Origin of the sequence: Idiomarina zobellii, from assembly GCF_900100855.1 — a bacterium.
Taxonomy (GTDB): domain Bacteria; phylum Pseudomonadota; class Gammaproteobacteria; order Enterobacterales; family Alteromonadaceae; genus Idiomarina; species Idiomarina zobellii.
The window spans coordinates 47,039-69,112 of record NZ_FNCB01000009.1 but is presented as its reverse complement, the minus strand read 5'-3'; the positions used below and the strand labels follow the sequence as shown (position 1 = coordinate 69,112).

Here is a 22,074-nt window from a genome sequence, read left to right as displayed (position 1 = left end):
AGGTAGGGTATGACTCAAAAGAAACGCTCCAGTAGCTGGCGAGTTTGGCATCGTTGGCTATCTTTGATTTTTGGCCTGCAAATGGTTATTTGGACAATCAGTGGCGCTTACATGGTGTTCTTCGATTTGGATTATATTCATGGTGATCACTTAGTTCAGGATATAAGCCAGCCAATACCGAAAGGTGTTGAAATATCAAGCTTAAATGACCTGTTGAGCCGCTATCCAGAAACACGAAAAACGTCGTTAAAAAGCGTATGGCTGAATCAGAAGTTACAGCCGGTGTATAAAATAGAGAGTAACGAGGGAGCGTTTTTAGTTAATGCGGAGTCGCTGCAGCGTATTGATATAACCGAACAACACATTAAAGAGTTAGCGAATCAATATTACACGAAGGATCCCGACGCTATTGAATCGGTCGTTTACATGACTGATAACCCACCAACAGAAGTGAGTGGTGCTTTGTTACCGATTTGGCAGGTAAATTATGACGATTTCGGTAATACCAGTCTGTATTTATCTGAAACGACCGGGGAGCTTTTGGTAAAGCGACATACGTTTTGGCGGGGGTTTGATATCGCCTGGATGTTACACATAATGGACTACGACGAGCGTGTGGATATCGAGACCTGGTGGTTAAAGGGCTTTATTATCGGTACGTTTATTTTAATGATAACGGGCACTGTCCTGCTTTTTTATACGATTACGTTTAAGAGAAAATCGACTGGGGGTGCTCAATGATAAGGTTTATGCAATGGCTTCATCGTTGGGTGAGTTTGGTTTTAGTGATTCAAGTCGCTTTGTGGCTAGTGAGTGGGTTATTTTTTAGCTTAACCGGACATCACGGAATGTCAGGCCACCAATATATGGTCTCAAAAAACTCTGAACCCCCACTTAAAAAAATAGCGCCTCAAATCGATGTTACTGAAATGCATCAACGATTCCCCTTAGCTCACTCCATTGAACTGGTCAGTGTTGCCGGGGTAGGTCAGTATCAGGTGTCTCTGCCAGATGGACGTTTGCTTTACTTCAACGCAGATACCGGTGAACGGTGGTCTACGGACCAAGCTTTGGCGACTCAGCTAGCGCTGAATAGCTACAATGGACCGGGCCAGGTTGAAAGGGTTGAAAGAGTCAAGGGAAGCGATGAAGTGAATGGCTGGGAAGCTTCGGGGTTTCGCATTGATATTAAAGATGATCTTAATACTCGGATATACATCGATGAAGCCTCATCTCAGGTAGTGGAGCATCGCAATACACCATGGACAATAGCTGACTGGGCATTTCGTCTGCATTTTATGGATTACACTGGTGGCCGAAGCTTTAATCATTTATTGATTTGGAGTGCCGGGTTATTCGCTCTTTGGTTTTCGTTATCCGGGCTAATTCTTTTAGGCCGAAATATTACTAACGGTGACTTTAATCCAAATCGGAAAAAAACATGGCTAGAATACTTTCAACAGAAAGGGAAACCAATTGCCAGCAGCTGTGGTGGAGGTGGAACTTGTGGATTATGTAAAGTAACACTACAAGGCAGCGATATACCTAGTCCTAAAGCCGCTGAAAAAGCGTTATTGAGCGCCAATGAATTAGACGCGGGGATGCGGTTATCTTGCCAACACAGAACCTCAACAAATTATGAAGTAAAGTTACATAATGAGGGGGTTAGTGATATAGCTTTAACACTCGATTCAAAGCGTCAACTGACTCCATCCATTATGGAGCTTACCTTTGTGAGTTCAGAGCCCGTTAATTATGAAGCCGGGCAGTTTATGCAGTTTCGTATTCCACACTTAAACGAAATATTGTCACGACATTACTCTGTTGCTACGCGGCCTCACCCGACTCGATTTGTGTTTAACGTACGACAACTGCCCTCGCCAAGTGAAGGGGTGCCCCCAGGCATCGGTTCAAACTACTTGTGTAATTTAGAGCCTGGCGCTCATGTCGATGCTATTGGACCATTTGGTGACTTTCAGCTGACGAAACAAAATAATCACACGCAAGTCTTTATCGGAGGCGGCGCCGGTGTTGCACCGTTAAGAGCGTTAATACAAAGTGAGTTAGCAGCAGATTCTCCTCGTCGTTGCATATTCTTTTACGGCGCACGATATGAAAAAGAGCTCTGTTATAGGGATGAGTTCGAAAGAGATGAGCGGTTAAATTATATACCGGTACTTTCAGAGGTTGCTAAATCAGATGAGTGGGCCGGGCACACTGGCTTTGTGCACGAAACCGCAATGAAATGGTTGGCAGATGAAAACAAAAACACATTGGACGTTTACGTGTGTGGTCCTCCACCAATGCTGAAAGCAACGTTAAAGTCTCTTGCTGACTTTGGCGTTCCGCGAGAACAAGTAAGGTTCGATGACTTTGGTATTTAGACTTTAAAATCGCCTAAGTTAGTCGTAAATCTGGGTGGTGATATAGTAGTCGTATCGCCACCTGGATTGACTACCTCGCAATGAGTACCTCTTTTAATTGATTGATCCTTATCAGCAAAAAGATATATACTTCAAGCATGTTTTTACAGCAGAACTTCGCATGTATCGTTTAATCATTGCTCTATTGCTATTAGCAGTAACAACAATGTCATTTTCACAAACTATCAGTACGGAAGAGGCCTGTATGCACGATTCTACTGAGCAGGTTTGTGATCTTGCTGATTGCGAAGTGTCGCACTCTCTTACCGATAATTGTTGCTCTGATTCAATGATGCGACATTGTTACAGTCCGTCAATTACTGTCGTTTATTCTGAGCAATCGACGGTTCCGCCTGTTGATAAGCTGCTTTTTAACGCAACCTCATTCTTAGATACGAATATTAAAGAAAAACACTCACTCTCGCTTTTCCGCCCCCCAATCCACTCTTAAAAATACGGGATTTCTCGATCCTGGCGCGTCTATCGCTCAGGTAAAAGCACAGCTATAAGCTTTGGTTCGCTCATTGTTGTTACGACGCCGATCGTCGTCCTCGTTACGCTCTGATTCATAGCTTGGTCTGTGTTGAATCTAAAAATTCACAGTTTTTGAGAGTAACAATATGAAACTTTTAAGAAGAATGGCTTATTTAGGTGTTCTGACTGCAGTAGTGCCAAATGTTGTTAGTGCACAAGAGCCACTTTTGAATTTGCAAGAAGCAGTGAGTATCGCTGTACAAGAAGATCCTTGGTTAACGGCAAGTAAGCAAACCCAAGAGGCATTCGCGAGTGAAGCGATAGCCTCTTCCAGTTTGCCTGACCCTAAAATATCATTCACGGCTGCCAGTTTCCCGGTTGACAGTTTTAGTTCAAGACAGGAAGGAATGACCCAGTTAGTCGTCGGTGTTTCACAAGCATTTCCCAGAGGAGACACATTATCGTTGTCTCGTAAGCAGAAAAACCAATTAGCTCAAAAACAACCGCTTTTGAGAGCGGATCGCATTGCTAAAGTCAAAACAACGGTCACGAAGTTGTGGTTAGATGTTTTTTTCTCTCAGCAAAGTATTCGCTTGCTTGAATCGGATAGAGCGCTTTTTGAACAGTTAGTGTCGACGGCTAAGGCGAGTTATACCAGTACCGAGGGAAAAGCACGGCAGCAAGATGTTGTTAGAGCCCAACTTGAGCTTACACGCCTGGATGATAGGTTGACGTCACTGCGACAAAAAGAGGAGCGACTTCAAAGCGAATTGTCGGAATGGATAGGTGTTATAGCGAAATCAACGTTACCGGATGACCTTCCGAGTCTTACGCTGAAGAAGACATTGCTATCACCTTCGACAATACCGAAACAAGCCTTGTACGAATTGATAAAAGAACACCCGGTTTTGCAAGCGACCGATCAAGACATTTTGGCGTCGGAGACGTCTGTCGAGCTCGCTCAGCAAGGCTATAAACCGCAATGGTCAGCCAATCTGAAATATGGCCATAGAAACGACGATCCAAGCGGCAATGACCGTGCCAACTTGCTGTCAGCCGGGGTTACGTTCGATGTCCCTTTATTTACTGATAACAAACAGGATAAGCAGGTACGCTCAGCAAAGTTTAGAACGGAAGCGAAAAAAACTGAGAAGTTATTGATTGCCAGGCAGTTAATAGCCAATTTACGCAGTACGTTTTTACAACTGAACCGTTTGAATGAACGTGCTTCCCTATATCAGGAAGAGCTACTTCCACAAATGTCCGCCCAGTCTGAAGCCGCATTGACTGCCTACAACAATGATGATGGCGACTTTGCCGAGGCGGTACGGTCACAGATTGCGGAAATCGACGCAAAAATTGATGCATTAGCAATCGCCATCAACCGCCAAAAATTGATTGCCGAAGCAAACTACTTATTACTTTCAGGAGTGTAAAATGAAAACAGTCACCAAATCTCTTATAAGTTTAGCTGTAGGCTTTGCAGTTGGCGCTGGCGCTATTGGCTATGTAATGCAATCGACTGAAGTGTCTGATCGTTCATCGGGCAATGCAGAAAAAGAGCCGTTATATTGGGTGGCTCCGATGGATCCCAATTATCGCCGAGACAAACCAGGAAAGTCTCCAATGGGGATGGACCTTATTCCTTACTATGGCGATGATGCAGAAGAGAGTTCACCTGGTACGGTGAGAATTGATCCCGACGTTATTAATAACCTTGGGGTTACAACTGCAACCGTCACGTCCTCGAGACTCAACCTAGATATCGAAACAGTTGGCTATGTTCAGTTTGATGAGGACCGAGTATTAACAGTAAGTCCTCGTGTTGAAGGTTGGATTGAAAACCTTTTTGTAAAAGCGGTCGGTAACTCTGTTAAAGCAGGCCAACCGTTATACAGTATTTACTCACCGGAAATGGTTAATGCTCAAGAGGAGCTTGTACTAGCCTCGCAGCGAGGTAATCAGGTTCTACTAGATGCTGCTGAAGAACGCTTAAGAGCTCTGCAAGTCTCTGAATCTGAGATTAAGAAGTTAAAAGAAACTCGTAAAATTCAGAAAACAATCACGGTAAAAGCAAAGCAGTCCGGGGTATTGGATAGACTGACTGTGCGTGAAGGTGCGTTTGTAACGCCGAGTATGAATTTAATGACCATTGCTCAACTGGATAAAATTTGGGTTATTGCAGAAGTCTTTGAGCGGCAATTGAACCAGGTTGAGGTAGGCAATGACGTTCAAATGAACCTTGAGTATGCTCCAGGTAAAGAGTGGCAAGGAAAGGTTGATTATGTCTATCCGTCACTTAACCCTAAAACTCGGACGGGACAAGTTCGAATTCACTTCGACAACCCAGATGGTTTTTTAAAACCGGGCATGTTTGCGAATCTTAACATTAAGGCTGGTTTAGGCGATAAAAACTTAATCATCCCTAAAGAAGCGCTTATCCGAATGGGTGGTTCGAACCGAGTTGTACTGGCACTGGGTGATGGGAAATTTAAATCAGTTAATGTTGACGTTGGGCGGTTAGGGAGCTCGCGAGTTGAAATTTTATCGGGTCTTATGGCAGGTGATGACATCGTTACTTCAGCTCAGTTTTTGATTGATTCTGAGTCCAGTAAATCCTCTGACTTTAAGCGCATGCAACATGACACTGATGCTGATAACGAGAGCCATGGCAGTATGTCAAGTGACGCAGCAGCTCAAGCTGTCTGGGTTGAAGCAACCGTTAAAAATGTTATGCCTCAGCACTCGATGGTTACGCTGGAGCACGGTGAGATTTCTGAATGGGACTGGCCTGCAATGACGATGGACTTCGATGTTGCTTCGGATGTTGAACTTTCTCAGCTTAGCACGGGGTTATCCTTGCATGCGGAAATAACGCAAGTCGGGAAGCAACAGTACCAGCTCACATCGATTCATATTCCTGAGCAAAAACAAGTGACAGAGCAGGAGCATAACCATGATTAAGTCAGTCATTCGATGGTCAGTGAGTAACCGTTTTTTCGTTCTTCTGGCGACATTAATCCTCGTGGGTGTTGGTGCTTTTGCGGTTAAGAATACGCCCGTAGACGCACTGCCGGACTTGTCGGATGTCCAGGTGATCATTAAAACCAGCTATCCGGGTCAAGCGCCGCAGGTGGTAGAAGATCAAGTAACCTATCCATTAACAACCGCTATGCTGTCTGTCCCCGGCGCTAAAACCGTCCGTGGATATTCGTTTTTCGGCGACTCCTATGTGTATGTCATTTTTGACGAAGATACAGACGCTTACTGGGCGCGTTCGCGAGTACTGGAATATTTGTCTCAGGTTGCTCCGACACTGCCTTCTAATGCAAGACCGCAATTAGGCCCTGATGCAACAGGGGTTGGTTGGGTGTATTTGTATGCCTTGGTTGATCGTACGGGTAACCACAATTTGAGTGAGTTACGCAGTATGCAGGATTGGTTTTTAAAGTATGAACTGCAAACGGTCGAGGGGGTTTCGGAAGTTGCCGCCCTCGGCGGGATGGTAAAGCAGTACCAGGTGAAAGTGGATCCGGAGAAGCTGCGCGCATTCGATATTCCTCTTGCTCACATACAAAATGCTATCCAGCGAGGTAATCAGGAAGTGGGGGCGTCGGTGGTTGAAATGGCGGAAGCTGAGTATATGGTCCGGGCCTCAGGCTATATTGATGGTGTGTCAGACTTAGAGAGTATCCCGCTTGGCGTTGATGAAAATGGCACGCCATTATTGCTTAAAGACGTTGCTGATGTGGGTGTGGGCCCCCAAATGAGACGCGGTATCGCCGAACTCAACGGTGAGGGAGAAGCCGTGGGTGGTATTGTGGTAATGCGTTTCGGAGAAAATGCCCAAAAAACGATTGATGGCGTTAAACAAAAGTTGGAAGAATTAAAGTCTGGGCTACCAGAAGGTGTCGATATAGTCACTGTCTATGATCGTTCGGGGCTTATCTCGGATGCCGTGGAAAGTCTCTGGAAAAGTTTAATAGAAGAACTCGCTATTGTCGCGTTTATCTGTGTGATATTTCTCTTCCATGTCCGCTCCTCGCTGGTTGCCGTTATCAGCTTGCCTTTGGGTATTTTAACCGCGTTTATTGTCATGTATTGGCAAGGAATTAACGCGAATATTATGTCACTTGGAGGGATCGCAATCGCTATTGGCGCTATGCTCGATGGTGCCATCGTCATGATTGAAAATATGCATAAGCATATGGAAAAAACGCCACTGACAGCAGAGAACCGCTGGCGGGTGGTTGCCGCCTCTGCTTCAGAGGTGGGCCCTGCTCTTTTCTTTAGCTTGCTCATTATTACCGTCAGCTTTATGCCGGTATTTACCTTAGAAGCCCAGGAAGGGCGGATGTTTTCTCCGCTTGCTTTCACGAAAACTTACGCAATGGCAGCCAGTGCAGCCTTAGCGGTTACCGTTATCCCCGTGTTGATGGGATATTTTATCAGAGGAAAGGTAACACCTGAGGGGAAAAACCCGCTTAATCGGTTATTGATCGCCGGGTATAAACCGCTTTTAAAAGGCATTTTGAAATACCCCAAGACAGCAGTTGTCGGAGCGCTTGTTATCCTGGCCGTTGGTGTCTGGCCGATTGACAAAATTGGTAGTGAATTTATTCCAGATTTGGATGAGGGCGATTTGATGTATATGCCCACTACCTATCCCGGATTATCAATTGGTAAAGCAAGGGAGCTGTTGCAGCAAACCGACAAGCTCATAAAAACGGTACCGGAAGTGAAGACGGTTTTTGGCAAAATTGGTCGAGCGGATACCGCCACTGATCCGGCACCCCTAACGATGATTGAAACCTTTATTCAACTGAAACCGAAAGATCAGTGGAGAGACGGTATGACCACTGAGAAGTTGAAAAAAGAACTGGATGCGCTTGTAAAGTTTCCGGGGCTGACCAATGCGTGGGTTTACCCCATTAAAACTCGCATTGATATGCTATCGACAGGTATCAAAACGCCGGTAGGTATAAAAGTTGCCGGAGCCGATCTTAATGAAATTCAGACGATAGGGCAGCAGCTTGAAGCAATACTTGATGATGTCGATGGTACGGCTTCTGTTTATTCAGAGCGAGTGGCAGGTGGACGCTATGTCAAAGTTGACATAGAAAGAGAGCAGGCTGCACGTTATGGCTTGAACATTGAGGATGTGCAGCAGGTCGTTGCCACGGCTATTGGTGGAATGAATGTTTCAGAGACCATTGAAGGGCTTGAACGTTACCCAATAAACTTGCGCTACCCTCAAGATTACCGTGATTCGCCGGAAGAATTAAAGAAGCTACCTTTAGTTACGCCAAACGGGCAGCGTATTAGTTTGGCGGATGTGGCTGATGTCTACGTTGAACTTGGACCGCCGGCAATTAAAAGCGAAAACGCAAGACTTAATGGCTGGACTTTTGTCGACATTGAGGGCGTTGATGTCGGCACTTATGTTGAAAAAGCAATGAAGGTTGTAGAACAAGAACTCGAGTTGCCAGCAGGGTATTCAGTTACCTGGTCCGGGCAGTACGAATATATGGAAAGGGCAAAGGAAAAACTGACTTACGTGATTCCGTTAACGCTCGCGATTATTATCGTTCTTTTATATATGAACTTTCGAAACGCTACAGAAATAGCCATTATATTGGGAACTTTGCCTCTCGCATTGGTGGGGTCAATCTGGCTAATGTATCTTTTAGATTATAATTTCTCAGTTGCTGTAGCGGTTGGTTTTATAGCTCTAGCAGGTGTCACTGTAGAAATAGGAATACTAATGCTGACTTACCTAAACCAGTCCTATAATGAATATGAAAAAAGTCAGTTAGAGCATGGTAAAGCATTAACGAAAGACGGTCTCTCTCTTGCCGTAATGGAAGGGGCTGGACTTCGTGTTCGCCCCGTCATGATGACGGCCGTTTCTACAATTGCTGGTTTATTGCCTATAATGTTTAGTACAGGGACTGGGGCTGAGGTGGTTAGTAGAATAGCGGCGCCAATGGTTGGAGGAATGATCAGCGCTGTTATCTTAACCTTGCTCGTATTACCTGCTGTTTACTACTTGTGGCGTGGGCAAAAGGTTAAGCGTGTATAAGACCAATTATTTTAGTTAAGAGACGCACATCATTGATCTTGATCAATGATGTGCGCTAACAAGTATGCTAGGTTAAAATTCGGGATTGGGGACACACATATGGCTCAAACAAAATTTTTAGTTGTGCTTATGCTAGGAATAGTGATTCAACTATCCTTCCCAGCTGCTCCTGTCCATAATACTGCCTCCAGCGCAGAGCACGTAATCAACGTTAATCAGGCAGATGTTGCAAACGAGAGAAAAAGCAACATTCATTGTGATGACGACGAACAACCTGCCAGTAAAACGTGCTGTTATTGTTTAACTGACTCTGCTGATACATGTTTAATGGATGCGGAGTGCAACTCTGCAAGCTCACCTTTAGTATTAATTCCGTTCAATTTACCAATAAAGTCAATTGGTTACTTGCAGCATCCTCTTTCATATGAAGGGAATGTTAAGCAAATGTCTTTTGATATTTTTTATCCTCCGAAATAGCTCCTGCTGAATTTCAATTAAAACTTTTTTCGAAATTTAATCATGCTAGATAGAGCTCTTAAGTTAAGTGACTTAAGGCTTGTAGGAGAATATATGAACCTATCTAAAATCACCGCTATTTTTGATCAACTTCGGCAAGACGCAGTGGAGGAGACTCTGGTTGGGTGTGGCGTTAGCGGCTTTACATTGTTTCCTGTTCGAGGTCGAGGCTATTACTTCGATAGTTATAACGATGATCACTTAGTTGAGCACGTACAGCTCGAAGTTTATGTGAACAGTGATGACGCGCGTGACGTTGCGTTTTTGGTAGTTGAAGCGGCCCATACCGGGGTATCTAACGAGGGCTTAGTCTGTATCTCGCCAATAGATGAATTGCTTTGGGTTCACGACAAACGAGCAGCGACTGATAAAGAACTCTCGTTACAACGTTAATATCGCGGCAACGTCGACTGAAGCATATTGGTAGTTTTAATAAATAGGACAGTACTGATGTCAACTAACGATCATAGAGCCGGAGTGCGGGAAATTAACTTAGTCAAGCGCACGTTAAAGCTAAACACTGAGAGTGTGAAAAAAGTTCGCGAAGCGATTAACGAAATCGATCGCTTGGTTGGTCTTGATAGCGTTGCCTACGACTCTGACCAGAACTTGTTATCGGTCGCTTATGATGCCTCTAAAGTCGATCTGACTATGATAGAGGAAAAGCTCGGAATATTTGGTGTTGAAATAAATAGTGGCTGGTGGACTCACTTGAAAGAGGAATACTACAAATTTATTGATCAAAATATTAAAGATAATGCAGAGCATACACCGTGGAGTTGCCACAGAAGCCCGCCACGTACCAAAAGCAAACGAAAGTAACAATTAATTATAGGTAAGGAGTAAAAAATGCAAATAGAAACAATCAAAGATGTACTGAGTTGGACCGTTGATTTCCACAAAAACCTGAAGGAGTGTGTGACTCACTGCTCTAAACAAAACCAAGATGAACGAGCTCGGATGATTCTAAGCTACGTGTCGGGTCATGAAGCTAGCTTAGAGCGAATGGTTGAAGGTTTTTTGAATACAGCCAACCTAAATGCATTAGACACTTGGTGTTATGACTATATTGGGAAACATCCCATCGTTGAGCATGGGCACTGCGATTCGCCTTTTAAAGAGTTAGATACTGATCACATTATGGAGAACATTGTAAACCATCATGAGCAAGTCATTGAGTTGTATGAACACCTATATTCCCGTGTTGATATAGACAGCGCAAAAGAGCTGTTAGAAACAGTAAAAAACGTTGAAGAAAATGAAATTAAACGAATGGTGCAAACTGCGAACCGATTTTCGGATATGTAGTTAGTGAAAATTTTATCGTTGGTACTTTGTGGGAAAGAGCCCTGATTTGGTTAATTTTCCATAAATAAGGAGCACTTGTATGGGTGTGAAAACTGAGGACGTTAGTAGTAGTTCCATTGAGGAACTCATTATCGAGGGAGCCGGTTGCGCGAGTTGTGTTGGCAAAATCGAGAGTGCACTAAAGTCTGTATCCGGTGTGGAAAATGCAGAGATGAACTTTGCGCAGCGAACAGTCAGTGTGACAGGAACAGCAAGTCCGAGCGCTTTAGTGAAAGCGGTAGAGAAGGCGGGGTATAGCGCTAAAGTAGCCACTTCCCAAAGTGGCGATGATGCGTTGGCAGAAAAAGAGCAAGCCGACTGGGCTTACTATAAGCGACTGATGCGTGAGATGACCGTCGCGCTGTCGTTAGGTGTACCCCTAATGATTTATAGCCTTTTTGTTGGTGAAATGACGGTTACCACTACCTCAGAACGTGTGACATGGTTAGTCGTAGGTATTCTAACGTTAGGTGTACTTTATTTCTCTGGCAAACATTTCTTTGTTGGTGCCTGGCAGTCCCTGAAAAATCATTCCGCTAATATGGATACGCTGATCGCGCTTGGTACTGGTACAGCCTGGTTGTATTCCATGGTGGTTGTAATCGTTCCACACCTAGTTCCGGAAATGGCGCGTCACGTTTACTTTGAAGCGACTGCGATGATTATCGGTTTGATCAATCTGGGGTTGGCACTTGAACTGAAAGCTCGTGGGCGCACGTCCGAAGCCATAAAACGTCTCATTGGTTTGCAGGCGAAAACCGCAAGGGTGATTCGTGACGATAAACAATTGGATATCGCTATCGAAGACGTACTCGAGGAGGACGTAGTACGTGTTCGTCCCGGAGAAAAAATCCCTGTTGATGGAAAAGTTATAGAGGGAAGTACCACCGTTGATGAATCTATGCTAACGGGTGAACCCATGCCCGTGGAAAAATCAGTTGGTGATGACGTTGTGGCGGGCACGATAAATAAAAGTGGTTCCTTTTTGTTTCAAGCGACAAGAGTCGGAAAAGATACAGCACTTGCTCAAATTATTAACATGGTGAAACGGGCGCAAAACTCTAAGCCCCCAATCGGTCGTCTTGCCGATGTTATTTCAGCTTACTTTGTGCCAGTCGTTATGATTATCGCTGTTATCAGTGCTCTAGCTTGGCTTAACTTTGGGCCTGAGCCGGCACTGGCCTTTGCTGTGGTATCAGCGACCACTGTCTTGATTATTGCTTGCCCTTGCGCATTAGGCCTGGCGACGCCTATGTCGGTAATGGTGGGTGTAGGAAAAGCCGCAGAGGCAGGTGTGCTGATTCGCAATGGCGAAGCATTGCAAACAGCGTCGAAAGTATCGGCTATGATCCTGGATAAAACGGGCACCATTACACTTGGTTCTCCTAAAGTCACCGACGTATTAGTAGCGAGTGAGTACGATGAGCAAACCGTACTGCAACTTGCAGCGACACTTGAGTCTGGCTCTGAACATCCGCTAGCACAGGCGATAGTTGAGTCAGCCAGGGAAAGAGGGATTAAGACAAGTAAGGTCTCGAACTTCAACGCCATCGCTGGTCATGGCGTGGAGGCAGAAGTTGACGGGAAGTCCCTCCTTTTCGGTAATGAAAAGCTGTTGCGTGAACGTCAAGTTGAGCTCGGTAACTTTGTTGAAAAAGCCCAAGGCTTAGCTGCTGAAGCTAAGACGCCTATGTACTTTGCCGTTGATAATGAGTTAGCTGCAATTATTGCAGTTGCCGACCCGATAAAAGACGACTCCGTAGCCGCCATTAAACGTTTGCAAGATAACGGTGTGCGAGTAGTGATGCTTACTGGTGATAATCGCGCGACAGCAGAAGCAGTTGCTGAAAAAGTAGGAATTAAAGAATTTTTCGCTGAAGTTCTGCCGGAAGAAAAATCAAAAAAGGTTCAGGAGCTGCAGATGGAAGGCGAAATCGTTGGCATGACGGGAGATGGTATTAATGATGCGCCAGCACTAGCTATTGCCAATGTAGGCTTCGCGATTGGCACGGGAACGGACGTCGCTATTGAAAGTGCTGATATTACATTGATGCGTGGGTCGTTGCACGGGCTTGCCGATGCGGTCGCGGTGAGCAAGGCCACACTGAGCAACATTAAACAAAACTTATTTGGTGCTTTTATTTACAACGTAGCAGGTATTCCTTTTGCCGCAGGCGTTCTGTATCCATTTTTTGGAATGCTGTTGAGTCCGGTTATTGCAGGTGCAGCAATGGCTTTTTCTTCGCTTACGGTAGTGAGCAACGCTAACCGGTTACGCTTTTTCAAAGCCAAGAAACATTAATGCACCTTTTAACATTGGCGCATTCAGGAGAATAAATATGTTATTTATTAATATTGCTGGTATCGCTCTGATCGCACTGATCGTCTGGTGGTTTTGGCTTTACACGCCCAAGCAGATGAAGCTGGGAGAAGGTGATTGGGTGATTGCCGTCGAAAACGGCACCTACTCGCCTTCGAGAATAAACGTACCTGAAGGTAAGCCGGTTGAACTCAGGTTTCTGCGGAAGGATCAATCGCCTTGCTCTGAAACTCTGCTTATCCCTGACCTGGAAATCAGTGAAACGTTGCCTTTTAACAAATTAAAGCCAATTCAAATACCAGCACTGGAACCCGGAGAGTATGACTTTCATTGCCAGATGCAAATGTATCGGGGAAAAATCGTTGCTGGTTAAATGGCTTAAAACGTCCAGGTCACAATGAGAATTTTAAAAGTTTTCCGCTAGATTCAATGAAATTCAATTTCATCGAAGGCATTGAAGAATTCGGCGATGAATACTGCCGTTATATGGGATCTACGTCAGCGTGGGTTCCAAGATTTAACGATAGTGAAACAAAGTAAAATTAATGAGACCAATACAATTTGGTCATAGTCAAGAGGGTAATAAAATGAAAAAAGTACTTTCAGCTTTAACTATCACAGCTTTAATGGCCTCTCCTGTCTTTGCTGATGCACAGCATAAACATGGTGATGATAAAACAGGTTCAATGAGTGGAATGATGCATCATGAAAAAATGACATCAATGAATGAGCACATGCAAGAAATGCGCGAAGCTATGGAAAAAATAAAAAGCGAATCCGATCCCAAGAAACGTAAAAAACTAATGGAAGAACACATGAAGTCAATGCAGAAGGGAATGCAAATGATGAACCATGGGATGGATAAAGGCATGAACAAAGGAGAACATAAAAAGGGAGACAAAGCAGAGCAAATGGGCAAAGAGAATATGATGAATAAAATGAAAATGATGGAGCATAGAATGGATATGATGCAAATGATGATGGAGCAGATGATGGAACATCAGAGTGAAGAAAAAAAGGAAATGTAGTAGAGATTAAGCTCTCCGTTGGAAATGCCGCTACTTGCAGTGTGCAAGTAGCGGTACTTTTTCAATATATCTAATTTACAACGGTATTTTTAAGGAGGAAGTTATGAAACTTAATGCAAAGAAATTTGGCTTAGCAGCTGGCGGTGCTTTCGCAGTTTTATGGGGAGTTTGTAGCTTGCTAGTGCTTATTATGCCCTCTAGCATGATGGCTTTAACAGAAGGCATGGTTCACGGAAAACTCTCTGGTTTCGAGTGGCATTTGAGTTTTAGTGGATTTGTTACGGGATTATTCGGGTGGTCCTTGGGAGCTATGATTACTGGCTGGCTAATTGTAACGTTATATAATAAACAAATGAAAACGGCTAAATGAGATTGTTGTCAAACTGGAAGCCTTTAAATCTGTTGCTCTGAAACTTTGCTTATTCCTGATCTGGGGATCAGCGATACTTTACCGACCAAAAAGTTAAAGTTGATCGAATTGCCAGTATTAAAGACCGGAGAATACGATTTTCATTGTCAGATGCAAAGGTATCTAGGAAAACTTATTGTCAAATAAGTGAGACAAATAAGAGCTAATATGAATGAGAAAAAAGTGCTTATAACAACTATTATCACTCCTGAACTAGCTTAACCTATCACCAACCAGCAGCTAAATCCGAAATATTGGTAACTGTCCAGTGAAGTTAAGCTAGGTTATCTCACCCAGCGCAGCAAGATAATTGGCTAACATCTTTAGTAAACGTTTGAGCGCATAATTTTAAGCCTTCTACCATCGTAAGGTATGGGAAGAGCTCATCAGCCAACTCATTGACTGTCATTCCTGCTCTTATCGCCATTACAGCAGCCTGAATCAACTCACCGGCTTCTCCTGCGACGACTTGAACACCGAGCAGTCGGCCGCTGCCACTCTCTGCGACAATTTTTATAAACCCTTGGGTATTGAAGTTAACCAATGCCCGTGGGACATTTTCAAGGCCCAACGTGCGGCTTTCGGTGACGTAACCACCAGTTTTAGCATCAGCTTCTGATAAACCCACCGTGGCGACTTGTGGATCAGTAAAGATAACCTTGGGCATTGCACTGAGATCAAGATGCGCATCACCGCCCGTCATGTTAATAGCGGCTCGGCTGCCGCCTGCGGCGGCGACATAGACAAACTGCGGCTGATTCGTACAGTCGCCTGCCGCATATACTCTTGAGTTAGAGGTTTGCATGCGCTCGTTAATCGTTATTGTACCGCGTTCAGTTTGTACACCGATGGTTTTTAAATCGAGGTTTTCCGTATTGGGCGTACGGCCTGTGGCCACGAGCAGTTGTTCTGCTTTTAATGTTCCGGCATTGGTTTTGAGAATGAAGTGTTGTCCGTCGTAACGCACTTCGCTGGCTTCTGTATGCTCAAGCACATTGATGCCTTCGCGATCAAAAACAGTCGCTATTGCTTCACCAATGGCAGGCTCGTCTTGGGATAACACCCGATTGCGGGCCAAAACAGTAACTTCACTACCGAGACGCGCGAAGGCTTGTGCTAACTCAAGAGCAACGACCGAGGCTCCAATAATAAGGAGGCGCTTAGGAATGTCATTTAGCTCTAATGCGCTTGTCGAAGTAAGGTAAGGGGTTTCAGCTAAGCCGGGGATGGGGGGGTGTGCGGGTCGGGCCCCGGTGCCGATAAAAGCACGGTCAAAGTAAATCGTTTGCTCACCGCCATCGCGAAGTGATACGGAAAGAGTTTCATCGTTTATAAAGCGGGCTTCGCCGTTAATAACGGTAATGGCGGAATTCTCTCTAAGAATACTCTGGTATTTGGATTCACGGAGTTCTTCTACCCGAGCCTGTTGTTGCTCGAGGAGAGCTGATCGATTTACCTTAAGAGTATGAGTACTTAAGCCTTTATCAAAAGAGCTTTCTCGCCGCAGTTGGGCGATATGAGCCGCTCGGATCATGATTTTAGACGGGACACAGCCAATATTGACACAAGTTCCGCCAATAGTACCTCTCTCAATGAGCGTCACTCGGGCACCTCCCTCGGTCGCTTTGAGTGCCGCAGCCATCGCACTGCCGCCGCTACCAATGACAGCAATGTGTAAATTGTTATTACTCATAACGGTTACTCCTTGGTCTTTCAGTTTTACAGCAGCTATAAGGCATTGTGATGTTTCATGACTGATTTTTTGGTGCCGTTGCTTTCAGTGTTGATGGGTATCCTGCATTTGTCGTTGCTTCAGTGAGCTGCTTAACTGACGTTTTTTCGTCGTCGAATGTCACGGTTGCATCCCGCTCTTCAAAACGGACATCGACGGCGCTCACACCTGCAACTTGGCCAAGTGCAGCTTTGACAGTAATTGGGCAGGTGACGCATGTCATACCGGGTACTGATAGCGTAACCGTTTTCTCAACCGCCAATGCGGGCATGCTAAACAGTAAAAATAAAATGGTTGTTATCATTGTTTTTTTCATCGTGTATTGCCTCCTAGTAAAACAAAGGAACAACATAGGGGTAAGCCAATGCTGTTAAAGTAAGCACCGCAACGAGCCAAAACATCACTTTGTAGCTCTTACGAGCATTTGGCGTTGCGCAGGTGTTATCAGGGTTGCAGTCATCAGCACGCCGGTATATTCGACGCCAGGCAAAGAATATGGCAATCAATGCAATGGTAATAAAAATGGGTCGATAAGGCTCAAGTGCTGTGAGGCTCCCAATCCAGGCCCCGGATACACCGAGTGCAAGTAATATGAGGGGACCCAGACAACACGCAGATGCCAGAGTCGCTGCGATCCCTCCCGCGAGAAGAGAGCCCCGACCAGATTTTGAATTTGACATAAGAGTAACTCCTTCGGGCATTTTGCTTTAATGTGTTAATCTTAAACCCGTACCTCACTACGGAAGCAATAGCTATGTTAAAAAAACGCAACGTAATGACAATTGGCACGCTGGCCAAAACAGCCGGCGTGGGCGTGGAAACGGTGCGCTATTATCAGCGCCGAGGGCTAATGAGCGAGCCGGAAAAGCCGTATGGGGGGATCCGACATTACGACGAACAAGCGCTTGCTCGGCTTCATTTTATTCGCGCGTCTCAATGGCTTGGATTTAGTCTGGATGAAATTGGTGAGCTATTAACTCTGCAAGATGGCGCTCATTGCGATGAGGCACGGGAGCTTGGGGAGCAAAAGCTCACCAGTGTTCGTCGAAAGATATCGCACTTACAGCAAATTGAACGAGCGTTGAATGAGCTGGTGCAAAAATGCAGCGCCGGACACGGAGATGTCTATTGTCCACTGATGGCCTCGCTTAATGACGGGGTTGAGGACGCTACCACGGACAAACATAAGGTGCGTTAGTCTGTGTAGTAAAACTTTTGAGCGGAGTTCTTTAACTGAATTGCTTTATAGCTAACGCCAGCCATACACAAGAATCCCCATACCGGTTAGCACAAACGCCGTGCCAATCAGGTCGAAATTGGATAGTGGCGATTTATCGACAATTCGCAGCCAGACTATGGCAGTTAACACGTAAATACCACCATAAGCTGCGTAGACCCGCCCGCTTTCCGCTGGATGAAGTGTTAATAAGTAAGCAAATAAAGCTAAGCTTATTGCTGCCGGAATGAGCAACCAAACGGAATGGCCCTCTTTGAGCCATAGGTAGGGTAAATAGCAACCGACAATTTCGGCAATTGCGGTTGCAATAAATAACCCGAGCGTTTTCAATAAAAATAATGCACTCATTATCAGTTGTCCCTACACGCTTCATCAGGATCTTCTAGTTCTACCGTTGTATGGCTTAGAGCATAGGGCGCAAGGACGTTATCGATGTGCTGTTTTAAGTCGCTACGGGCCTCGATATCAAGATTTTCAGTTAACACCAAATGAACGGTTAATACATGCTCCTCGCCGTCTAGTGACCAAAAATGCAAATGGTGTAGGTCAGCAACATGAGGTAGCTCCAGTAAAGCGTCAGCGACTTGTCTGTAGGTTTTTTTGTCCGGAGTTGCTTGTATGAAGAGTTTCAGCGTTGCCCACAGGTTGCGCAGCACATTCACTAAAATAAATAGAGTAAAGCCAATCGACAATATAGGGTCGAGAATTGGCCAGTCTACGAACAACAAAACAATACCAACGATAAGTACAGCAACCCAGCCGAGAACATCCTCCAGCAAGTGCCAGTTAACAACGCGTTCGTTTAACGTTTTGCCCTCTGACAATTTGTAAGCGGCAAATCCATTAACTGTAATGCCAACGACGGCTAAAGCGATCATGCCATCAGCGATGGGCATTTGAGGGTTCCAGAGTCTGGGAATCGCTTCCACAAGTACCCAGGCAGAGCCTGCGATTAAAACAACGGCATTAATAAATGCACCGGCAAGATTGAGTCGCTTATAACCGTAGGTAAAGTGTTGGTTAGCCTGTTTTTTGCCCAGCTTATTAAGTACCCACCCCAGGCCAAGCGACAAGCTATCGCCAAGATCATGAACGGCATCAGCTAAAATGGCGGTACTGTTGGTAAGAAAGCCACCAATAAACTCGATAATGGTGAAAACAAAGTTAAGAACAAATGCCCACCCTAATCGGTTGGACGGCATGTCCTTTGAGTGATCATGGTTATGGTGATGCCCCATAATACGTTCCTCTTTGTAGTAGAAGGGGCGGCAATAACCGCCCCCTTAAGTGCTGAACCCTAACGGCTCAGATCCTTAATTTTTTGTTTCGAAAACCAAGGATAGAGCACGGGTAAGATAACCAGTGTTAGCAATGTCGCAGACACCAAACCGCCAACAATGACGGTGGCCAATGGACGCTGAATTTCAGCGCCTGCGCCGGTTGCAAACAGCATGGGAATGAGTCCTAACGCTGAGGTTATTGCCGTCATTAATACCGGGCGTAGTCGCGACCATGCGCCATCAAACACGGCATCATTAACTGCATGCCCATCGGTTATTCTCTGGTTTATACTTTCGACCAGAACCACACCGTTTAGTACCGCCACACCAAACAGTGTGATGAAACCCACGGCGCTGGGCACCGATAAGTACTGTCCTGACACATAGAGTGCCACAATACCACCGATGACTGCCAACGGTACATTCACCAAAATCAACATGGCTTGACCCATGGTGCCGAAAGCAAAATAAAGCAGCAGGGCGATGAGTGCCAGCGATATGGGAACGACAATGGACAAGCGCTCCTGTGCTCGTTGTTGACTTTCGAACTGGCCACCAATATCGACTGAGTAACCGGTTGGTAAATCCACCTTCTCGTCAATCGCCTTCCGAATATCGGCAACCACGCTACCCATGTCACGACCCTGAACGTTCGATTGAATCACAACGCGACGCTGTACATCATCACGACGGATTTGCGGTGGTCCTGATTCAATTGCGACGTGGGCGACTTCGCCTACGGTTACCCAGGCTCCCGAAGGAGTTAACAAGCGTAACGAGCGAATAGACTCCGGCGTATCGCGGAATTGCTTGGCCAGCCGCACGTAAATATCATAGCGCTCATTACCGCGAATGATCTGGCCTGCCGAAGCGCCACCCAAGCCATTGTCGACAACGCTAAGTACATCGGAGACATTTAAGCCGTAGCGTGAGAGTTGTTGGCGTTTCGGCGAAACCACCAGTTGTGCTTCACCTTTTATTTGCTCCATCGCTACTGCAACGGCCCCGTCAACCTGCTTGACGGCACTTTCTATTTCCTGGCCTTTACGGGCCAACACGTCAAGCTCGGGTCCAAATAGTTTGATGGCTAGCTGCGATCTTACACCTGAGAGCAGTTCATCAACCCGTGTTGCAATAGGTTGTGAAAAATTAAACAACAAGCCTGGGTGATCATCTAGTTTTGCTTCCATCTTTTCCTGCAAAGCGTAACGGTCTGATGCCGTAGTCCATTCTGACTGGGGTTTAACACCGACATAGATCTCAATATTACTGATAGGCTCCGGATCGCCGCCGACCTCTGCGCGACCAATACGGCTCAGCGCATACGTGGTTTCTGGAAATGACATCAGTATTTTTTCGAGCTTAGGAGCAACCTCCAACGCCGTTTCGAGATTAGAAGAGGGGGCCAATGTCACGCGAATATTAATCGTGCCTTCTTCTAGCTCAGGCGCAAACTCGGTGCCGAGACGAGGCACTAACACCAAAGCGCCGACAAACAGCACACTGGCCAGGGTAATAACAGCCTTTTTACTGCGTAACGCCACCGATAATAGTCTTTTATAACCATTATCTAGTGGTTTAAGCAGTTTATTTTCACGAGGCTTAATACCCCGACTGAAAAAGTAACTGGCTAATGCCGGTACAACCATGATGGCCACAAAAACCGCGGAGATAATGGCCAACATAATACTGATAGCCATGGGCTCAAATAATTTAGCTTCAACACCCTGAAAACTAAACAGTGGCATAAAGACCACCAAGATAATCATGGCGGCAAAGAATACCGGTCGTGCCACTTCGTTAGCCGCTTCCTTAACTCGCAGCTTGATACCATGACTATCGAGTTTGGCTGCCTGAGGATCCGGGTCGCGGTGCTCTGTGCGTTGCTCGGCGTCGTCTTGGTGTTCACTATCCGGACGACTTAAGTGCTTAAAGATGTTTTCAACCATCACCACGGAGCCGTCGACCAGCATACCAATGGCAACAGCAATCCCGCCCAGCGACATCAGGTTAGCTGACATGCCCATCGCGGACATTACCATCAGGGCAATGGCGATAGAAACGGGAATGGACAGTAACACTAAAAAAGTAGCGCGTATGTTGAGCAAAAACAGTGTTAATACTGCGATAATAAACACAAAGGCAATGAGCAGTGAATACGCGACCGTAGATACGGCTTTTTGTATTAAATCGGCCTGATCATAATACGGCTCAAAGGTGACACCCTCGGGTAATGCTTGCTGAATAAGCGGAATGCGCTTTTTAATACCGTCGATGGTGGCTTTGGTATTCGAGCCCATGCGTTTGAGCACAATACCCGACACCACTTCGCCCAACTGGTTGACCTCGCCGTCGACTTTACGCGACATTGAGACCGCCCCCTGGCGAATTTCACTGCCGATTTCGACGTCGGCAACCTGTCCCAGTGTTACGGAAACGCCGTCAACGGTTTTGAGCGGTATTTGTCGTATTTGTTGCAGGCCTTTTTTACCGCTTTCCAGCCAGCCGGTGCCGCGAATAACCAACTGCTCCTGACCGCGGGGCATATACCAACCACCAACGTTACCGTTATTCTTGTTGACCGCGCTCATCACATCTTGCTGGGTAAGGTCGTAAGACAGCAGCTTGGCGGGATTGAGGTTAACCTGATATTGCTTAACTTCACCGCCAAAGGACAAGACTTCGGTAATTCCCTCAACGGGCATCAGTAGCAGTTTAACCACATAGTCGTTAAGACTGCGTAGCTCGATGCTACTGACACCAGAGCCCGGCTCGGCAAGTAGCAGATACTGATAAACCTGGCCGAGACCGGAAGAGTTAGGGCCCATTTCGGGCGTGCCGACTCCCTCTGGAATCAACTCCTTTGCCGCTTGCAGCCGCTCGAATACCAGTTGCCGGGCAAAGTAGATATCGACACTCTCGTCAAATACCACGGTAATGCCCGATAAACCTGTTTTTGAGATTGACCGAACTTCTTTGACGTCGGGCAGGGCATACATCACCGACTCTATCGGATAGGTAATCAGCTGCTCGACTTCGGGCGCTGCTAATCCTGGTGCTTCCGTATTTACCGTTACCTGAACGTTGGTAACATCGGGAAAGGCATCCAGATTAAGTTTGGGAATAATAAAAAATGACGCAATGCTGATGCTGAATAAAGCCAATACCAATAACAGGCGATTGGCGACAGCAAACTGAATAATGCGCTGAAACATACAACCTCCTG

21 protein-coding genes are annotated in these 22,074 nt (G+C 45.7%); 15 read left to right on the top strand and 6 right to left on the bottom strand.

The features are described from left to right. The first annotated feature begins 9 nt into the window (after positions 1-9). The 14 genes from BLT32_RS08820 (at position 10) to BLT32_RS13110 (ending at position 14,746) form a co-directional block, all read left to right on the top strand. Complete coding sequence (locus BLT32_RS08820; protein ID WP_006956236.1) at positions 10-741, top strand: membrane protein; 732 nt, start codon at positions 10-12, stop codon at positions 739-741. A gap of 8 nt (positions 742-749) precedes the next feature. Beyond that, positions 750-2,384, top strand: coding sequence for a 2Fe-2S iron-sulfur cluster-binding protein (locus BLT32_RS08815; RefSeq protein WP_235443994.1), 1,635 nt, complete (start codon positions 750-752; stop codon positions 2,382-2,384). Between the two features lie 659 nt (positions 2,385-3,043). Then, positions 3,044-4,333 (top strand): TolC family protein, encoded by a 1,290-nt coding sequence (locus BLT32_RS08805; RefSeq protein WP_074668952.1) that lies wholly within the window; start codon positions 3,044-3,046, stop codon positions 4,331-4,333. A 1-nt stretch (position 4,334) separates the two neighbouring features. Then, complete coding sequence (locus BLT32_RS08800; RefSeq protein ID WP_053954059.1) at positions 4,335-5,861, top strand: efflux RND transporter periplasmic adaptor subunit; 1,527 nt, start codon at positions 4,335-4,337, stop codon at positions 5,859-5,861. Beyond that, the gene (locus tag BLT32_RS08795) at positions 5,854-8,979 is read left to right on the top strand and encodes an efflux RND transporter permease subunit (protein WP_053954058.1); all 3,126 of its coding nucleotides are present in this window, start codon (positions 5,854-5,856) and stop codon (positions 8,977-8,979) included. The genes BLT32_RS08800 and BLT32_RS08795 overlap by 8 nt, the downstream gene beginning before the upstream one ends. Before the next feature lie 99 nt (positions 8,980-9,078). Continuing rightward, entirely contained in the window at positions 9,079-9,456 is a 378-nt protein-coding gene (locus BLT32_RS08790; protein WP_129496592.1) for a hypothetical protein, read from the top strand. A gap of 93 nt (positions 9,457-9,549) precedes the next feature. Continuing rightward, positions 9,550-9,888 (top strand): P-II family nitrogen regulator, encoded by a 339-nt coding sequence (locus tag BLT32_RS08785; protein WP_034818190.1) that lies wholly within the window; start codon positions 9,550-9,552, stop codon positions 9,886-9,888. 57 nt (positions 9,889-9,945) lie between these two features. Next, positions 9,946-10,317: a hypothetical protein gene (locus BLT32_RS08780; RefSeq protein ID WP_053954056.1), complete on the top strand. Its 372-nt coding sequence runs from the start codon at positions 9,946-9,948 to the stop codon at positions 10,315-10,317. A gap of 27 nt (positions 10,318-10,344) precedes the next feature. Continuing rightward, entirely contained in the window at positions 10,345-10,803 is a 459-nt protein-coding gene (locus BLT32_RS08775) for a hypothetical protein (protein ID WP_053954055.1), read from the top strand. A 79-nt stretch (positions 10,804-10,882) separates the two neighbouring features. Then, complete coding sequence (locus tag BLT32_RS08770; protein ID WP_053954054.1) at positions 10,883-13,144, top strand: heavy metal translocating P-type ATPase; 2,262 nt, start codon at positions 10,883-10,885, stop codon at positions 13,142-13,144. 37 nt (positions 13,145-13,181) lie between these two features. Continuing rightward, positions 13,182-13,535, top strand: coding sequence for a cupredoxin domain-containing protein (locus BLT32_RS08765; protein WP_011234468.1), 354 nt, complete (start codon positions 13,182-13,184; stop codon positions 13,533-13,535). A 214-nt stretch (positions 13,536-13,749) separates the two neighbouring features. After that, a complete protein-coding gene (locus tag BLT32_RS08760) occupies positions 13,750-14,190 on the top strand; it encodes an EMC3/TMCO1 family protein (protein WP_034818226.1) in 441 nt (146 codons plus the stop codon). A 103-nt stretch (positions 14,191-14,293) separates the two neighbouring features. After that, positions 14,294-14,560 (top strand): DUF5676 family membrane protein, encoded by a 267-nt coding sequence (locus tag BLT32_RS08755; RefSeq protein ID WP_034818180.1) that lies wholly within the window; start codon positions 14,294-14,296, stop codon positions 14,558-14,560. Positions 14,561-14,605: 45 nt separating this feature from the next. Beyond that, a complete protein-coding gene (locus BLT32_RS13110; RefSeq protein WP_268762569.1) occupies positions 14,606-14,746 on the top strand; it encodes a cupredoxin domain-containing protein in 141 nt (46 codons plus the stop codon). Positions 14,747-14,888: 142 nt separating this feature from the next. On the opposite strand, the gene merA is transcribed toward BLT32_RS13110, so the two are convergent. From merA to merT, 3 genes are read right to left on the bottom strand one after another with little or no spacing between them, the layout of a single operon-like run. Continuing rightward, a complete protein-coding gene (gene merA / locus BLT32_RS08745) occupies positions 14,889-16,292 on the bottom strand; it encodes a mercury(II) reductase (RefSeq protein ID WP_053954053.1) in 1,404 nt (467 codons plus the stop codon). Positions 16,293-16,347: 55 nt separating this feature from the next. Then, a complete protein-coding gene (merP, locus tag BLT32_RS08740; RefSeq protein ID WP_034818174.1) occupies positions 16,348-16,647 on the bottom strand; it encodes a mercury resistance system periplasmic binding protein MerP in 300 nt (99 codons plus the stop codon). A gap of 13 nt (positions 16,648-16,660) precedes the next feature. Then, positions 16,661-17,011 (bottom strand): mercuric ion transporter MerT, encoded by a 351-nt coding sequence (merT, locus tag BLT32_RS08735; protein ID WP_011234881.1) that lies wholly within the window; start codon positions 17,009-17,011, stop codon positions 16,661-16,663. A 74-nt stretch (positions 17,012-17,085) separates the two neighbouring features. Here merT and merR point away from each other — a divergent pair, with 74 nt between their 5' ends. Continuing rightward, a complete protein-coding gene (gene merR / locus BLT32_RS08730; RefSeq protein ID WP_011234880.1) occupies positions 17,086-17,529 on the top strand; it encodes a mercury resistance transcriptional regulator MerR in 444 nt (147 codons plus the stop codon). Between the two features lie 51 nt (positions 17,530-17,580). Here merR and BLT32_RS08725 read toward each other — a convergent pair whose 3' ends face one another. From BLT32_RS08725 to BLT32_RS08715, 3 genes are read right to left on the bottom strand one after another with little or no spacing between them, the layout of a single operon-like run. Then, positions 17,581-17,916 carry a YnfA family protein gene (locus tag BLT32_RS08725; RefSeq protein ID WP_053954052.1) on the bottom strand — a complete coding sequence of 112 codons (336 nt, stop codon included), beginning with the start codon at positions 17,914-17,916 and terminating at the stop codon, positions 17,581-17,583. Positions 17,917-17,918: 2 nt separating this feature from the next. After that, positions 17,919-18,806, bottom strand: a complete 888-nt coding sequence (locus BLT32_RS08720) for a cation diffusion facilitator family transporter (protein ID WP_053954051.1) — start codon at positions 18,804-18,806, stop codon at positions 17,919-17,921. Between the two features lie 59 nt (positions 18,807-18,865). Beyond that, entirely contained in the window at positions 18,866-22,063 is a 3,198-nt protein-coding gene (locus BLT32_RS08715; protein ID WP_053954050.1) for an efflux RND transporter permease subunit, read from the bottom strand. Positions 22,064-22,074 lie beyond the last annotated feature (11 nt).

What these genes read in the sequence shown, in the direction of transcription:
- BLT32_RS08820 (WP_006956236.1), top strand. Translation starts at nt 10, where the DNA reads ATGACTCAAAAGAAACGCTCCAGTAGCTGGCGAGTTTGGCATCGTTGG.
- BLT32_RS08815 (WP_235443994.1), top strand. Translation starts at nt 750, where the DNA reads ATGCAATGGCTTCATCGTTGGGTGAGTTTGGTTTTAGTGATTCAAGTC.
- BLT32_RS08805 (WP_074668952.1), top strand. Translation starts at nt 3,044, where the DNA reads ATGAAACTTTTAAGAAGAATGGCTTATTTAGGTGTTCTGACTGCAGTA.
- BLT32_RS08800 (WP_053954059.1), top strand. Translation starts at nt 4,335, where the DNA reads ATGAAAACAGTCACCAAATCTCTTATAAGTTTAGCTGTAGGCTTTGCA.
- BLT32_RS08795 (WP_053954058.1), top strand. Translation starts at nt 5,854, where the DNA reads ATGATTAAGTCAGTCATTCGATGGTCAGTGAGTAACCGTTTTTTCGTT.
- BLT32_RS08790 (WP_129496592.1), top strand. Translation starts at nt 9,079, where the DNA reads ATGGCTCAAACAAAATTTTTAGTTGTGCTTATGCTAGGAATAGTGATT.
- BLT32_RS08785 (WP_034818190.1), top strand. Translation starts at nt 9,550, where the DNA reads ATGAACCTATCTAAAATCACCGCTATTTTTGATCAACTTCGGCAAGAC.
- BLT32_RS08780 (WP_053954056.1), top strand. Translation starts at nt 9,946, where the DNA reads ATGTCAACTAACGATCATAGAGCCGGAGTGCGGGAAATTAACTTAGTC.
- BLT32_RS08775 (WP_053954055.1), top strand. Translation starts at nt 10,345, where the DNA reads ATGCAAATAGAAACAATCAAAGATGTACTGAGTTGGACCGTTGATTTC.
- BLT32_RS08770 (WP_053954054.1), top strand. Translation starts at nt 10,883, where the DNA reads ATGGGTGTGAAAACTGAGGACGTTAGTAGTAGTTCCATTGAGGAACTC.
- BLT32_RS08765 (WP_011234468.1), top strand. Translation starts at nt 13,182, where the DNA reads ATGTTATTTATTAATATTGCTGGTATCGCTCTGATCGCACTGATCGTC.
- BLT32_RS08760 (WP_034818226.1), top strand. Translation starts at nt 13,750, where the DNA reads ATGAAAAAAGTACTTTCAGCTTTAACTATCACAGCTTTAATGGCCTCT.
- BLT32_RS08755 (WP_034818180.1), top strand. Translation starts at nt 14,294, where the DNA reads ATGAAACTTAATGCAAAGAAATTTGGCTTAGCAGCTGGCGGTGCTTTC.
- merA (WP_053954053.1), bottom strand. Translation starts at nt 16,292, where the DNA reads ATGAGTAATAACAATTTACACATTGCTGTCATTGGTAGCGGCGGCAGT.
- merP (WP_034818174.1), bottom strand. Translation starts at nt 16,647, where the DNA reads ATGAAAAAAACAATGATAACAACCATTTTATTTTTACTGTTTAGCATG.
- merT (WP_011234881.1), bottom strand. Translation starts at nt 17,011, where the DNA reads ATGTCAAATTCAAAATCTGGTCGGGGCTCTCTTCTCGCGGGAGGGATC.
- merR (WP_011234880.1), top strand. Translation starts at nt 17,086, where the DNA reads ATGTTAAAAAAACGCAACGTAATGACAATTGGCACGCTGGCCAAAACA.
- BLT32_RS08725 (WP_053954052.1), bottom strand. Translation starts at nt 17,916, where the DNA reads ATGAGTGCATTATTTTTATTGAAAACGCTCGGGTTATTTATTGCAACC.
- BLT32_RS08720 (WP_053954051.1), bottom strand. Translation starts at nt 18,806, where the DNA reads ATGGGGCATCACCATAACCATGATCACTCAAAGGACATGCCGTCCAAC.
- BLT32_RS08715 (WP_053954050.1), bottom strand. Translation starts at nt 22,063, where the DNA reads ATGTTTCAGCGCATTATTCAGTTTGCTGTCGCCAATCGCCTGTTATTG.